This window comes from Erwinia sp., from assembly GCF_049696395.1.
Classification (GTDB): Bacteria; Pseudomonadota; Gammaproteobacteria; order Enterobacterales; family Enterobacteriaceae; genus Erwinia.
The window spans coordinates 25,929-40,982 of the sequence record NZ_JBAVTT010000151.1; the positions used below are offsets into that span (position 1 = coordinate 25,929).

Here is a 15,054-nt window from a genome sequence, read left to right on the forward strand (position 1 = left end):
GTAGCTGTCAGGAAACAAGGAGGAAGGCATGAACCGGATATTCGATGTATTTATGCTCACTGGCACCCTCTGGTGCTGGCTAAGCATAGGGCTGACAGGCTGCTGTATAGGCCGTTTAGTTTGGTTTCTAAGCGAATGGCTGCCCGCAAAAATAGAAAGCAGGCCGTTCAGAATTAGCCGTGCTGAGACTGTAGGCTACTGGCTCCTGCCCATCCTCTGTTGCTTTGTGTCGCTGCTGGTTGCCGCCACACTCCCTGCCAGGCTTCTGCCCGCATCGCTGCTGTTCAGCTGGGTGCTGCTGGCGCTAATAGTTATCGACCTGCGCTATCTGCTGCTTCCCGATATACTCACGCTTTGTTTGTTGTGGTTTGGGCTGCTGGGGAACGTTGCAGGACTGCTCCCTGCTCTTCCGTTACAAGAGGCGGTGTTAGGGGCGGTTGCCGGATATGGGGTATTGGCGCTGCTTTCTCATGGCTACAGGATAGTTTGCCACAGAGAAGGCCTGGGGTTGGGGGATGCTAAACTGTTTGCTGCGCTGGGAGCCTGGCTGGGGATGTTCTGGCTGCCGTGGCTGCTGCTGATTGCCTCTCTCACCTCCCTTATCAGCCTCGGTATGCTGCAACTGACATCAGGCCGTCCGCTGCGCGATCCCTTTCCTTTTGGTGCTGCGCTAGCCTTTACAGGCTGGATACTGTTTATCTGCAGCAATCACATAACATAAAAAAAGGGCCGGAGAATCTCTCCAGCCCTCTTACTGTCACCGTCTGCGGTTAAGCAAGACGACCGTGACACTGCTTGAATTTCTTGCCTGAACCACAAGGGCAAAGATCGTTACGACCGACTTTACGCTCGCCGCTTTGTTCTGCCATCTCGATAGCGGCTTCGGTTTCCACATCAACGTGGCTCAGCTGCTGCTGTCGGGCCAGACGTTCGGCTTCTTCACGGCGCTGCTCTTCCATCGCTTCCACTTCTTCAGGCATACGCACCTGAACTTTGCACAGCGTGCTGATCACTTCGTATTTCAGTGATTCAAGCATCGCAGCAAACATGGCGAAGGATTCACGTTTGTATTCCTGCTTCGGATCTTTCTGCGCATAACCACGCAGGTGAATACCCTGACGCAGGTAGTCCATTGCGGCCAGATGCTCTTTCCACAGTGAATCCAGCGTTTGCAGCATCACGCCCTTCTCGAAGTTACGCATCATTTCAATGCCAACCACTTCTTCTTTGCGCTGATACTGCTCTTTGGCGTGTTGCATGATTCGTTCGCGCAGCGTCTCTTCATGCAGCTCTGGCTCTTTGTCCAGCCACTCTGCTATCGGCATATCCAGATCGAAGTCGTTCTTCAGGCGCTCTTGCAAACCTTCTACATCCCACATCTCTTCCAGAGACTGTGGTGGAATAAAGGTATCAAGAGTCGTTTTGAACACGTCTTCACGGATGCTGTTGATGGTTTCGGAAACGTCGGACACGTCCAGCAATTCGTTACGCTGGGAGTAAATCGCGCGGCGCTGATCGTTAGCCACATCATCATATTCCAGCAACTGCTTACGAATATCGAAGTTACGGCTTTCTACTTTGCGCTGGGCGTTAGCAATCGCTTTAGTTACCCATGGGTGCTCAATCGCTTCGCCGGGCTTCATACCCAGTTTACGCATCATATTAGAAACACGATCAGAGGCGAAAATACGCATCAGCGCATCTTCCATCGACAGGTAGAAACGGGATGAACCGTTATCACCCTGACGACCAGAACGGCCACGCAGCTGGTTATCGATACGGCGTGATTCATGACGCTCGGTACCAATAATGTGCAGACCGCCCGAAGCCAGTACCGCATCATGACGAATTTTCCACGCGCTTTTGATCGCGTCGATCTGGTCTGCGGTTGGATTTTCCAGTTCGGCAATCTCTGCCTGCCAGCTACCACCCAACACGATATCCGTACCACGGCCGGCCATGTTGGTAGCGATGGTTACCGCACCAGGCTGACCTGCCTGCGCGACGATATCTGCTTCGCGGGCGTGGAATTTGGCGTTCAGTACAGCGTGTTCGATCTTCGCCAGGGAAAGCTGCTCAGAAACCACTTCTGATTTCTCGATGGAGATCGTCCCCACCAGCACCGGCTGACCATTGGCGGTACGTTCACGAATGTCTTCGATGATCGCGTCAATCTTCTCTTTCTCGGTCATGTAGACCAGATCGGCCAGATCTTTACGCACCATTGGGCGGTTGGTTGGCACAACGATAGTTTCCAGCTTATAGATTGAGCTGAATTCGAAAGCTTCGGTATCTGCTGTACCGGTCATCCCGGCCAGCTTGTTGTAAAGACGGAAGTAGTTCTGGAAGGTGATGGAAGCCAGCGTCTGGTTCTCATTCTGGATTTCCACGCCTTCTTTCGCTTCAATAGCCTGATGCAGACCGTCAGACCAGCGACGACCCTGCATGGTACGACCGGTGTGCTCATCAACGATGATCACTTCGCCGTCTTTCACAATGTAGTCAACATCGCGGGTGAACAGCACATGAGAACGCAGGGCTGCGGTCACATGGTGCATCATCATGATGTTGCTCGGAGAGTACAGAGACTCGCCTTCTTCCATGATGCCTTCGCTAACCATCAGCTCTTCAATTGCCACCAAACCACGTTCGGTCAGGTGCACCTGGCGGGCTTTCTCATCTACTGAGAAGTGGCCTTCGCCCTGGAAACTGTCGGAATCTTCTTTTTCCTGACGGATCAGGCTTGGGATGATTTTGTTTACCTTGATATACAGCTCTGAGCTGTCTTCAGCCGGGCCAGAGATGATCAGCGGGGTACGGGCTTCATCGATCAGGATGGAGTCAACCTCATCCACCAGCGCGTAGTTCAGCTTACGCTGTACACGGTCTTCAGGGCTGAAGGCCATGTTGTCACGCAGGTAGTCAAAGCCGTATTCGTTGTTAGTACCGTAGGTGATATCGGCTGCATAAGCTTCACGCTTAGCGGGCGCCGGCATACCTGGCAGGTTGATACCGATGCTCAGACCAAGGAACTCGAACAGCCCACGGTTGTTTTCCGCATCACGGGAGGCCAGGTAGTCATTGACTGTAACTACGTGGACACCTTCGCCACTCAGCGCGTTCAGGTAAGCGGGCAGCGTTGCGGTAAGGGTTTTACCTTCACCTGTACGCATTTCGGCGATGCAACGGTCATTCAGTACCATGCCGCCCAGCAACTGTACGTCAAAGTGACGCATACCGAACACACGCTTACTGGCTTCACGCACCGTAGCAAAAGCTTCCGGGATCAGATTTTCCAGCACTTCACCTTTGGCCAGACGGGCACGGAACTCAACGGTTTTGGCTTTCAGTTCATCATCTGAAAGCTTCTCAAAATCCGGTTCCATCTTGGTGATTTGATCAACAACTTTGCGCATACGGCGCAGGGTGCGGTCATTGCTACTGCCAAAAACTTTGGTTAATAATTTGATTAACATAGTAAATACTTTCTCTCAGCCACCACATCATGTGGTGAAGCACTTAAGGATAAGTTGGGTGTAATGAACGTCGACGTTACGCGAGAGAGGCAGGCCCGGCACGAATGCCCTGAACCTGAGCAAGCCACAGGCCGGTCTGATAACGGGGTTTTGATGCGCTCTGACGCTCGGCCGTCTGGCGAATTATCGTCGGCGGTCTCGCTTCATGCGTCAGTAAGGCGTTCAGCGTATCCAGCAGCGCCAATTTCTGTACTTCGAGCGGCATAACCTGCTCGGCAGTCGGCTGGTTGGCTGGCGTTAGCGTGAAGGAGAGATGGCGGATAACGGTGCGAATGGCATGCTGATGCCAGTAATCCACGTTAAAATTAGGACGTCGGACGCTTTCCTGTAGCAGTGCCAGGCTGTCGAAGTGCACCGCACTGCTGATATTCAGGCTTCGTGAGGCGGTTTCTGGTAAAGTTGTCCGGTCGCTGTCAGCGTGAGGCAGGCCAAGACCCGCCGCGACCATCCCCAACAGGAGATGCGGCCAGAAATAACGTCTGCCAAATTGTCGCCAACGATTTAAAATCCCGATCACTGTTTCCGCCGGAGCTTGCTATGCGTGATAGTCGCCCGCAATCAATTGAAAATTTATTCGAAGTCACCGATGCCAAGGGAATGCTGCAATCCATTCAGCAGCGCGCCATTGCGCTAAACAAACTGAACCGGGCCGTGCAGGGTATTCTTCCTGCGCAGATGCATCCCTGGTGCCGCGTGGCCAATTTCCGCCAGGGCATTCTGGTGCTCGAAACCGCTAATGCCAGTTGGATGATGCGCTTACGCTATGAACAATCCAGCTTGCTGTCAGCTTTACGAGCGCAAATATTACCATCATTGACGGCAATCGACATCACGATAAATCCTTCACTGGCTGCAAAAGGGCTGGAAAGCGTGCAAAAAAGCGGCAGTCGACCTGAAGCAGAAGAGAATTCGCCGGGACGTCAGCTTAGTGAACAGAGTGCGGAGATACTGCGGAGTGTGGCGAGCCGAAGCCCTGAAAAACTGAGGAAGACAATAGAACGACTGGCCTCACTGGCCGGAGAGAGTACCAGCTCAACCAGTCGTAATAAGTAATGCTGACTTTATGCCCACACCAGGTTTGGTGCCCTGAAGGTCACTGGCAACTCGGCTTCGTCTTCGAACGTTGCCCATTCCCAGGCTTCCTGCTTAGCCAGAACCGCCTGAAGCAGCTTGTTGTTTAACGCATGACCAGATTTGTAGGCAGTGAATGCCCCAATAATGTTATGGCCACACATAAACAGATCACCAATTGCATCCAGCATTTTGTGACGGACGAATTCGTCTTCAAAGCGTAAACCGTCTTCGTTCAATACGCGGTAATCATCCACCACGATTGCACAGTCAAAGCTGCCGCCGAGGCACAGGCCACGGGACTGCAATGCTTCGATATCACGCATGAAGCCGAACGTACGGGCACGACTGATCTGACGCGCGAAGGCTTCAGCAGAGAAATCCATGCTGTAGCGCTGTGAGCCGGAATCGATCGCCGGGTGGTTGAAGTCGATAGTGAAATCCAACTTAAAACCATTGTGTGGCGTAAATTCGGCCCATTTGTCGCCATCTTCAACCCGGACTGGCTGTTTGATGCGGACAAATTTCTTCGCTGAGTTCAGTTCTTCAATGCCAGCGTCCATCAGCAGATAAACAAAGGGGGCGGCGCTGCCATCCATAATAGGAATTTCAGGCGCGTTCACTTCCACCACGATGTTATCGATGCCCAGACCAGCAAGCGCTGCGTTCAGGTGTTCGACTGTCGAAATACGCACGTCATGCTCATTAACCAGGCAAGTACAGAGCATGGTATCACGCACGGATTTGGCATCGGCCGGGAAATCTACCGGTGGATTCAAGTCAGTGCGACGATAGATGACCCCGGTATTAGCCGACGCGGGGCGCAACGTCAGCGTGACTTTTTTGCCGGTATGTAAACCGACTCCAGTCGTCTGAACGATACGTTTTAATGTCCGTTGTTTGATCATCGTATTATCTCGCAAAATTACTCATCCGACCGCCAGTATAACTTACTGACGGACGAACATTTTAGCACAAAGAGCGGAGAATCCCAATTCTCAGGAAAATCCTAATCTGCCTGCTTACGCAGGAAGGCAGGAATATCAAGATAATCAGGCTCTTTGTTAGTTTGCGTGCTCGGATCGTTAACCACTTTAGCGGCTGGTTTCTGCTCCTGAGGAAGCGGTGCCATACCGTGCTGCTGGTAACGGTGGTCCATGACAGGCTGAGTCTGCTGCTGCTTGTTGGTGACCAAAGTAATCTCTGGACGCTTGTCCATGCCAATACCGGTAGCCACTACAGTGACGCGCAGTTCGTCGTTCATTTCTGGGTCAAGTGAGGTACCGATAACCACGGTCGCATTGTCAGAAGCAAACGCACGGATGGTGTTACCCACCGTTTCAAACTCGTCCAGACGCAGGTCGAAGCCAGCCGTGATGTTAACCAACACACCACGAGCGCCAGACAGGTCGATATCTTCCAGCAGTGGGCTGGAGATCGCCATTTCGGCCGCTTCTTCTGCACGGTCTTCACCGCACGCCACGCCAGAACCCATCATCGCGTAGCCCATTTCGGACATCACGGTGCGCACGTCAGCAAAGTCGACGTTCATCAGGCCTGGACGGGTAATCAGTTCGGCAATACCCTGTACCGCGCCTTTCAGCACGTCGTTGGCTGCGCCAAACGCGTCCAGCAGTGAGATACCACGGCCGAGCACTTTCAGCAGCTTGTCGTTTGGAATAGTAATCAGTGAATCGACATGCTTGGAGAGCTCAGCAATACCCTGCTCGGCGAACGCCATGCGCTTCTTGCCTTCAAAATTGAAAGGCTTGGTCACCACAGCAACCGTCAGGATACCTAATTCTTTTGCTACTTCAGCCACCACTGGCGCTGCACCGGTACCGGTACCGCCACCCATGCCTGCAGCAATGAACACCATGTCCGCACCGTCAAGTGCCTGACGCAGTGCTTCACGGTCTTCTTCCGCAGAGTTACGACCCACTTCTGGGTTAGCGCCAGCACCCAGACCTTTGGTAATACCATTACCAATCTGGATAGTCTGGCCAACGGCAGTTTTACGTAACGCCTGCGCGTCGGTGTTTACTGCGAAGAACTCAACGCCTTCGATGCGCTCACGCACCATATGCTCTACGGCGTTACCGCCGCCGCCGCCGACGCCGATGACTTTAATCACCGCGTCATTGGTTAATTCCATTGGTTCAAACATAATTTCTCTCCGTTATGTGCCTGTCGCCTGGAGATCATAAAAAGTCTAGCATGATCCCCTTTTCTCTAAATTAAAACTCTTTTCTCAGCCAGCTGTTGATTCGTTTAAACCAGTTGCCCACTGAGGCTCTTTTTTCTACATCCGCCTCACCATTAAGGTGAGACTCTTTTCCGTAGTGCAGTAAGCCAACCGCTGTTGAGTAGTAAGGCTCCTGCGCGTAATCCGTTAATCCTGTGATGTTCAACGGCTGTCCGATACGCACCTGCGTGTGGAATACACGCTGGGCGCAAGCCGCTAATCCTTCAATTTGTGCCGCGCCACCGGTCAAGACAATGCCTGCTGCCAGATGGTGCTTAACGCCCTGTTGGCGAAGCTGTTCCTGCAACTGCAGGATCTCGTCATTGACCAGATTCAGCAGTTCGGTATAGCGAGGTTCAATCACCTCAGCCAGCGTCTGACGTTGCAGACTTCTCGGTGGACGCCCACCTACGCTGGGTACTTCGACGTTTTCATCTTTGCCCACGATGGAACCCAGCGCGCAACCATGGCGAACTTTAATCGCTTCCGCATCGGTCGGCGGTGTACCAAACGCATAAGCGATGTCGCTGGTCACAACGTTCCCTGCATACGGGATCACTTTGGTGTGGCGTAGCGCGCCGCCGGTGTAAACCGCGATATCCATGGTGCCGCCGCCAACGTCCACTACGCAGACGCCCAGCTCACGTTCATCTTCCGTCAGCACAGCAAAGCTTGATGCCAGACCGGCGAAAATCAGTTGGTCAACTTTCAGGCCACATCGTTCAACGGCTTTCACAATGTTTTTCGCCATATCGTTGTGACAGGTGATCAAATGCACTTTTGCCTGCATTCTCACGCCGGACAAACCGACCGGGTTTTTGATCCCTTCCTGATAGTCGATCGCATATTCTTGCGGAATAACATGGAGGATGCGGTGTTCGTCGCGAACACGGACGGATTTGGCGGTGTGTACCACGTTCTCCACATCTTCCTGTGTCACTTCCTCTTCGGAAATAGGAACCATCCCTATTTCGTTCTGGCAACTGATGTGTTTGCCCGATAATGCAAGGTAAACCGACGAAATCTGGCAGTCAGCCATCAGTTCAGCCTGGTCAATCGCCCGCTGCACACATTTGACAACGGATTCGAGGTCGTTCACCCCGCCTTTATCCATTCCACGGGAAGGGCAGCTGCCCACGCCAATGATATTGACCATGCCATCGGGCAGAATTTCCCCTACCAAAGCGGCAACCTTCGCGGTGCCAATCTCGAGTCCAACTACCAGTTTTCTGTCCGTCGACTTGATCATTGTTGTTTAACCTGTGCCTGATTCTGTTGCTGATTATTGTCGGGGGTCTTCATTTCTGCCGGTGCCCATCCTACTGCCGCGCCAGAGTCATACCGCAGATCCACGTAAGTGATACGTTTGTTTTCTGCCTGTCCCTGCTGCTGCAGCGTGGGGTAGAGCTGAATGAAACGTTTCAAACGCTTCATATCTTCGTTGCGTCCCAGTTCCAGACGGACATCATCGCTCAACACCAGTTGCCAGGACCGCCTTGCGGTCATTGACGCCACCTTCAATTTAAATTTGCTTGCCGCCAGCAGATCGCTCATCTGGTGATAGCCGGTCAACACTTCTGTTTCGCTCCCTTCCGGGCCATACAGCATTGGCATCTCTTCCTTACCAATGTGATTAGCCGGTACGGAGAAGGATTTTCCATCTGCATCAACCATATGCAGGTCGTTCCAGCGTGCTACGGGCACATACTCCACCAGATGGATCTTCAGCTCGTCTGGCCATTGCTTGCGCACGCTGACCTGCTGGATCCACGGCAGGCGTTCTATCTGCTGCTGGATGACGTCAACATCCTGCGACATAAACGTCCCCGGTGCCCCCAGCGACAAAATGGCCTGGCGAATATCATCGTTAGTGGTGTAATGGGTCTTCCCGGTCACAACCAGCTTTGACAGCGGCTGCCTCGAGGCATCATCCATCCACTTCACCACTACAAACCCGGCTGCAAGCACTACGCCAAGCACAATCGACAAAAAGATAATGCCTGCCAGTCGTGAGCCATTACTGCGCCCGGATCGCGCTTTTTCCTGCGCTTCGCGGTTTCGAACATTCAGAGCTGCCTGGGACATATCAGTCCGCCAACTCCAGAATGCGCGCAACCAGCTGGGAGAAACTCATACCAGCCTGCTTGCCCGCCATTGGCACCAGACTGTGCCCGGTCATCCCTGGAGAAGTGTTCACTTCCAGCAGGTAGAACTGACCGTCGCCGCCCATCATCACGTCAACCCGTCCCCAGCCGCTGCACCCTAATGCGCGCCAGGCTTTCATCACGATATCGCTCAGTTCAGCTTCTTGTTCTGCGGACAATCCGCTTGGGCAGAAGTATTCAGTATCGTCAGAAAAGTATTTTGCTTCATAGTCATAGAACTCAGAAACCACCTGAATGCGGATTGAGGGCAATATTTCTTCGCCAATCACCGCAACGGTGTATTCCGGGCCACTTAAAAAAGCTTCAACCAGCACGTCATCGTCATGGCGGAAAGCCTCTTCCAGCGCAGCCTGAAGCGTGTCAGCCGTATTCACACGACTGATCCCGACGCTGGACCCTTCGCAACTCGGTTTAACAAAAACCGGTAATCCCAGCTCGGCGATTTTCGCTTTTATATCTGGTGTCAGCCCGGCGTCCATTTCCTTACGGGTCAAAGCCACATAAGGGGAAACCGGGAGACCGCAACCCTGCCAGAGGAATTTGGTGCGCAATTTGTCCATGGTAATGGCCGAAGCCATCACACCGCTGCCGGTATAAGGGATGGACAGAAATTCCAGCACGCCCTGCAGCGTGCCATCTTCGCCACCACGACCGTGCAGTGCGATAAAGGCTTTATCAAAGCCTTCTTCTTTCAGGCGCATCACCGGGAAATCACGTATATCAACAGCATGTGCATCAATACCGGCTTCGATCAGCCCGGCCAACACTGCATTACCTGACATCAGCGAGACTTCTCGCTCCGCAGAGGTGCCACCCAGCAATACCGCTACTTTCTCAGCCATGATGTTCCCCTTCATTATTCTGCAGTTGTAACTTTTGCTCTGACAGCGTGCGGGCAATACGGCCTACGTTGCCTGCACCCTGGATCAGGATTAAATCGTTGCCGGACAGTTTCGGTGCCAGCATATCCAGCACCGCATCGTGGTCAGACACCAGAATTGGATCCACTTTGCCGCGGCCACGGATAGTGCGGCAGAGTGACCGGCTGTCTGCGCCAGGAATCGGCGCTTCACCGGCTGCGTAGACATCCAGCATCAGCAACACATCTACCTGAGACAGCACGTTAGCGAAATCGTCATACAAATCTCGGGTGCGAGAGTAACGGTGCGGCTGGAAAACCATCACCAGCTGCTTATCTGGCCAGCCAGCACGGGCGGCTTTGATCGTCACGTCGACTTCGGTTGGATGGTGACCATAGTCATCAACCAGCATCGCCGTGCCGGCAGTGCCGTTCGCAGCTATAACCGGGTATTCGCCAAGGAAGTCAAAGCGGCGTCCTGTTCCCTGGAAGCTCTCCAGCGCACTCAGGATCTCGCTATCCTCAATGCCTTCTTCAGTCGCTACGGCAACCGCCGCAGCCGCATTCAGCGCGTTATGACGGCCAGGTGCGTTCAACGTCACATGCATCAACGGCTTATCCTGACGAACCAGGGTGAAATGGCCCTGAGCGCCATTCTGCTGGTAATTCTCAACCCGCACGTCAGCATCTTCGCTGAAGCCATAAGTGGTGATATGACGGCTGATGCGTGGGATCAGATCGCGGATAACCACATCATCGATGCACAGCACCGCACGGCCATAAAACGGCAAATTGTGCAGGAAGTTCACAAACGTTTGCTTCAGGTTCTCAAAGTCGCCCTGGTAAGTATCCATATGGTCGGCTTCGATATTCGTCACAATCGCTACCATCGGCTGCAAATGCAGGAAGGAGGCGTCGCTCTCGTCGGCTTCAGCAATCAGGTAACGGCTGGTTCCCAGTCGGGCGTGTGTACCAGCGGCTTTAACCAGGCCACCGTTGACGAAAGTCGGATCCAGGCCGCCTTCCGCATAAATGCTGGAGACCATCGCCGTAGTGGTTGTTTTACCGTGCGTCCCGGCAACGGCGATCCCGTGGCGGTAACGCATCAACTCAGCCAGCATTTCTGCCCGGCGGATCACTGGGATACGCGCTTCACGCGCGGCAACAACCTCAGGGTTATCCTGGGAAACAGCGGTCGAAACGACCACCACGCTGGCGTCACTGACGTTCTCAGGGCGATGGTTAAAATAAATGGTCGCACCTAACTTGCTCAGATGCTGAGTCACCGCATTCGGCGCCAGGTCCGATCCGCTGATTTCATACCCTTCATTGGCCAACACTTCGGCAATACCGCCCATGCCAGCACCACCGATGCCGACAAAGTGAATGTGCCGGACGCGACGCATCTCGGGCACTATGGAACGCAGTTTTGCCAGTTGTTGTGTATTCATCTCTTCTGCCTGTTGCGGACCGGACTACTCCGGGCCGGAAATTCTGTTACAGCGCAGCTTTGCTGACTTCCGCTGCAACCCTTTCGGTTGCATCCGGGATCGCTACGGCACGAGCTTTTTCTGCCATTTGCAGTAAAGTCGGTCGATCCCAACGGGCCAGCGTGTCTGCCACTACCTCCGCAGTAAACTGCGGCTGTTCATAAATTTTGGCTGCGCCCGCCTGCTCAAGCGGTAACGCATTCCAGTACTGCTGGCGGTCTTTATGCTGAAACGGCACAAAAATCGCCGGTAAGCCTGCCGCCGCCACTTCACTCACTGTAAGCGCACCTGAACGGCAAACGACAACGTCTGCCCAGGCATAGGCTGCGGCCATATCATCGATAAATTCGGTGACTTTATGCTGCGTCTGATTAACCTGTTCATAGGCCTGGTTTACGGCGTCCAGAGCGCCCTTCCCTACCTGATGCCACAACGTGACTGACTCACCTAAAAGAGCAGCAACCTGAGGCAGGGTCTGATTCAGAACACGAGCGCCCTGACTGCCGCCGATGATCAGCACCCGAATCGGGCCGCTGCGATGGCTCAAACGCTCAGCCGGTAAAGGCAGCGCCAGCACATCGGTACGAACGGGGTTGCCAACAACTTCGGCATCCGGGAATGCGCCAGGGAACGCCTGCATCACCTTTTTGGCAATCTTCGCCAGCCATTTGTTGGTCAGGCCAGCAATGCCATTCTGCTCGTGCAGCACAACCGGGATTCCGCAGCTCCAGGCCGCTAATCCACCGGGGCCGGAAACGTAGCCGCCCATGCCCAGTACCACATCCGGCTTATAAGCCTTCATGATGGCTCTGGCCTGACGCACCGCGTTGAAAATACGCAACGGCGCGGTGAGCTGTGCCTTCAGGCCTTTTCCGCGCAGGCCTGAGATACGGATAAAGTCGATGTCGATGCCGTGCTTAGGAACCAGGTCGGCTTCCATCCGATCGGCCGTGCCTAACCAGCGAACCTGCCAGCCCTGATCCATCAGATGATGTGCAACCGCCAGCCCGGGAAAAACGTGCCCACCGGTTCCGCCAGCCATGACCATCAGTCGCTTCCCTTTCATCGACCACCCCGTGTAAACGCCTGGGCTTTTGCCAGACGCGTTTCATAATCAATACGTAACAAAAACACGATGGCGGTCGACATGATGATCAGACTCGAGCCACCGTAACTGATCAGCGGCAACGTCAGACCTTTGGTCGGTAACATGCCCGCTGCAGCGCCAACATTCACCAGCGCCTGGAAGCTGAACCACACGCCAATCGAGCACCCAAGGAAGCCGGAAAAACGCTGGTCGAGCTCAAGCGCACGACGACCAATGGACATCGCGCGAAAAGCGACGAAGAATACCATTAACAGGGCTAAAACCACACCGATATAACCCAGTTCCTCACCGATAATAGAGAAGATAAAGTCGGTATGTGCCTCCGGCAGATATTCCAGTTTTTGCACTGAATTTCCGAGCCCCTGCCCCCAAAATTCCCCGCGACCAAAGGCCATCAGAGACTGAGTTAACTGATAACCGCTGCCGAACGGATCTTCCCATGGATTCCAGAAAGAGGTAACACGACGCATGCGGTATGGTTCAGCCACAATCAGCAAGCATACGGCGAAAATACCGGAGCCGATGATCGCCAGGAACTGCCAGAGCTTTGCGCCCGCCAGGAACAGCATCGCCAGCGTGGTGACGAACAGCACAACTACCGTACCAAGGTCAGGCTGAGCCAGCAGCAGTACCGCCAACACCACCATCACGCCCATAGGCTTACAGAAGCCCCAGAAGTTGTTACGCACCTCTTCCACCTTGCGCACCAGATAGCTCGCCAGGTAACAGAACAACGACAGCTTAGAGAGCTCAGCAGGCTGAATACGCAGCGGCCCCAGTGCAATCCAGCGTGAGGCCCCGTTTACCGAGCTTCCTACCACCAGCACCACTAACAGCATGACTACCGTCACCAGCAGCATGATGTTGCTGTAGCGCTGCCAGAAATCCATCGGCACACGCAAAGTCACCATCGCCATCCCTACCGCCAGCGCAATATAGAACGCATCACGTTTAGCAAAGTAGAACGGATCGTCAGATAAACGCTGACCGACCGGCATCGACGCGGAGGTCACCATCACAAATCCAATGATCGCCAGACCGATGGTCAGCCAAAGCAGCGTGCGATCATAAAGAACCATTGAGCTGGCGTCGCTCTCTCTTGGGCCCATAACCCAGTCTTTCAGACGATTCGTGACGCCGCCGGCAAGGCTTAAACCAGGTAAACGCATCAGCCAAGCTCCTTTGCCAGTTGAGTAAACGCGTCGCCGCGCTGCTCAAAGTTTTTAAATTGGTCCAGGCTGGCACAGGCTGGAGAAAGCAGAACCATATCGCCCGGCTTCACCTGACTGGCGATTTGCTGCATGGCTTCTGCCAGTGTCTCAGTCCGCACCGCGATGTCAGGACGCAGTTCAGCCAGTGCCTCACCATCACGACCGAAGCAGTAAGTCCGGACGTTGTCGCCCTGCAGATAGCGGGTCAGCGGGCTGAAATCAGCTGACTTGCCATCACCGCCCAGCAGCAGCCACAAGGTGCCCTGTACCTGCAAGCCGTTCAACGCGGCTTCCGTACTGCCAACGTTGGTGGCTTTAGAATCGTTAATCCAACGGACGCCATTGCGATCCAGAGCAATCTGGAAGCGATGCGCCAGCCCGCTGAAGGTGGTTAATGCTTTCAGGCTTGATGCCAGCGGCAGGCCCACGGCTTCAGCCAGAGCCAGAGCGGCCAGCGCATTGGTCTGATTGTGTTGTCCAACCAGCGTCATCTCACTGGTTTTCAGTAGGTTGTCACCTTTCACCGTCAGCCAGCCTTCGCCTGATTCCGTGCTGAGATGATAATCGCCGGTCGCGATACCAAAGCTGACACAACGCGCATCCACTCCACGCACCGGGAAAGTCATCGCATCATCGGCATTCACTACGCAAACAGTAGCCTGCTCATAAATCCGCAGTTTTGCCGCGCGGTATTGCTGCATGCCTAATGGATAGCGATCCATATGATCTTCAGTCACATTGAGGATCGTGGCCGCTGCGGCCTTCAGGCTACTGGTGGTTTCCAGCTGGAAGCTGGAGAGCTCAAGCACATACAGCTGCGCCGGGTTATCCAACAGCATCAGCGCAGGCAGGCCAATATTGCCGCCAACGCCGACTTGCCAACCGGCAGCCTTCGCCATATCGCCCACTAAAGTGGTCACAGTGCTTTTGCCATTGGAGCCGGTAATCGCCACGATCGGCGCCTGTGCTTCACGGCAGAACAGCTCGATATCACCGACAATTTCTACGCCTGCTTCGGCCGCTTCCATCAGCGATGGATGCGCCAGCGCCATACCGGGGCTGGCAACGATCAAATCCGCTGTCTGCAACCAGGTGTCATTCAGCGAGCCTACCCAACGCTCTACGCTGGCGGGCAGCTTTTCCAGGCCCGGCGGGGCGACACGGGTATCCATCACGCGTGGTGTAACGCCGCGCGCTAAAAAGAAATCAACACAGGAGAGCCCGGTCAGGCCCAACCCGATGATGACCACTTTTTTACCCTGATAGTCAGCCATTGTTAACGCACCTTCAGTGTTGCCAGGCCAATCAGCACCAGCATCAGAGAAATAATCCAGAAGCGCACAATCACGCGCGGCTCCGGCCAGCCTTT

14 protein-coding genes are annotated in these 15,054 nt (G+C 54.2%); 2 read left to right on the forward strand and 12 right to left on the reverse strand.

Annotated elements, in window-relative coordinates; all coding sequences use genetic code 11:
• Positions 1-28: 28 nt before the first annotated feature.
• Positions 29-721 (forward strand): prepilin peptidase, encoded by a 693-nt coding sequence (locus tag WCC56_RS18475; RefSeq protein WP_424693783.1) that lies wholly within the window; start codon positions 29-31, stop codon positions 719-721.
• Between the two features lie 49 nt (positions 722-770).
• Here the strand turns inward: WCC56_RS18475 and secA are convergent, their stop codons facing one another.
• Together secA and secM are read right to left on the reverse strand one after the other, a co-directional pair.
• Positions 771-3,476 carry a preprotein translocase subunit SecA gene (gene secA, locus WCC56_RS18480; protein WP_424693784.1) on the reverse strand — a complete coding sequence of 902 codons (2,706 nt, stop codon included), beginning with the start codon at positions 3,474-3,476 and terminating at the stop codon, positions 771-773.
• 76 nt (positions 3,477-3,552) lie between these two features.
• Positions 3,553-4,053, reverse strand: a complete 501-nt coding sequence (gene secM, locus WCC56_RS18485; protein ID WP_424693785.1) for a secA translation cis-regulator SecM — start codon at positions 4,051-4,053, stop codon at positions 3,553-3,555.
• 20 nt (positions 4,054-4,073) lie between these two features.
• On the opposite strand from secM, the gene WCC56_RS18490 reads away from it, so the two are divergent.
• The gene (locus WCC56_RS18490) at positions 4,074-4,589 is read left to right on the forward strand and encodes a DUF721 domain-containing protein (protein ID WP_424693786.1); all 516 of its coding nucleotides are present in this window, start codon (positions 4,074-4,076) and stop codon (positions 4,587-4,589) included.
• Positions 4,590-4,597: 8 nt separating this feature from the next.
• Here WCC56_RS18490 and lpxC read toward each other — a convergent pair whose 3' ends face one another.
• The 10 genes from lpxC to WCC56_RS18540 form a co-directional block, all read right to left on the reverse strand.
• Entirely contained in the window at positions 4,598-5,515 is a 918-nt protein-coding gene (lpxC, locus tag WCC56_RS18495; protein ID WP_053145520.1) for a UDP-3-O-acyl-N-acetylglucosamine deacetylase, read from the reverse strand.
• Between the two features lie 101 nt (positions 5,516-5,616).
• On the reverse strand, positions 5,617-6,774 hold the full coding sequence (ftsZ, locus tag WCC56_RS18500) for a cell division protein FtsZ (protein ID WP_013200761.1): 1,158 nt from the start codon (positions 6,772-6,774) through the stop codon (positions 5,617-5,619).
• 70 nt (positions 6,775-6,844) lie between these two features.
• A complete protein-coding gene (ftsA, locus tag WCC56_RS18505) occupies positions 6,845-8,101 on the reverse strand; it encodes a cell division protein FtsA (RefSeq protein ID WP_013200760.1) in 1,257 nt (418 codons plus the stop codon).
• The gene (gene ftsQ / locus WCC56_RS18510) at positions 8,098-8,937 is read right to left on the reverse strand and encodes a cell division protein FtsQ (RefSeq protein WP_424693787.1); all 840 of its coding nucleotides are present in this window, start codon (positions 8,935-8,937) and stop codon (positions 8,098-8,100) included. The genes ftsA and ftsQ overlap by 4 nt, the downstream gene beginning before the upstream one ends.
• A gap of 1 nt (position 8,938) precedes the next feature.
• The gene (locus tag WCC56_RS18515; protein WP_424693788.1) at positions 8,939-9,859 is read right to left on the reverse strand and encodes a D-alanine--D-alanine ligase; all 921 of its coding nucleotides are present in this window, start codon (positions 9,857-9,859) and stop codon (positions 8,939-8,941) included.
• On the reverse strand, positions 9,852-11,327 hold the full coding sequence (murC, locus tag WCC56_RS18520) for a UDP-N-acetylmuramate--L-alanine ligase (protein ID WP_424693789.1): 1,476 nt from the start codon (positions 11,325-11,327) through the stop codon (positions 9,852-9,854). The genes WCC56_RS18515 and murC overlap by 8 nt, the downstream gene beginning before the upstream one ends.
• A gap of 46 nt (positions 11,328-11,373) precedes the next feature.
• Positions 11,374-12,432 carry an undecaprenyldiphospho-muramoylpentapeptide beta-N-acetylglucosaminyltransferase gene (murG, locus tag WCC56_RS18525; protein ID WP_424693790.1) on the reverse strand — a complete coding sequence of 353 codons (1,059 nt, stop codon included), beginning with the start codon at positions 12,430-12,432 and terminating at the stop codon, positions 11,374-11,376.
• Positions 12,429-13,643, reverse strand: a complete 1,215-nt coding sequence (ftsW, locus tag WCC56_RS18530) for a cell division protein FtsW (RefSeq protein ID WP_424693791.1) — start codon at positions 13,641-13,643, stop codon at positions 12,429-12,431. The genes murG and ftsW overlap by 4 nt, the downstream gene beginning before the upstream one ends.
• Entirely contained in the window at positions 13,643-14,959 is a 1,317-nt protein-coding gene (gene murD, locus WCC56_RS18535) for a UDP-N-acetylmuramoyl-L-alanine--D-glutamate ligase (RefSeq protein WP_424693792.1), read from the reverse strand. Before murD ends, ftsW begins: the two co-directional genes overlap by 1 nt.
• Positions 14,960-14,961: 2 nt before the next feature.
• Positions 14,962-15,054, reverse strand: a 93-nt coding sequence (locus WCC56_RS18540) for a hypothetical protein (RefSeq protein ID WP_424693796.1), incomplete at its 5' end; no start/stop codon positions are given.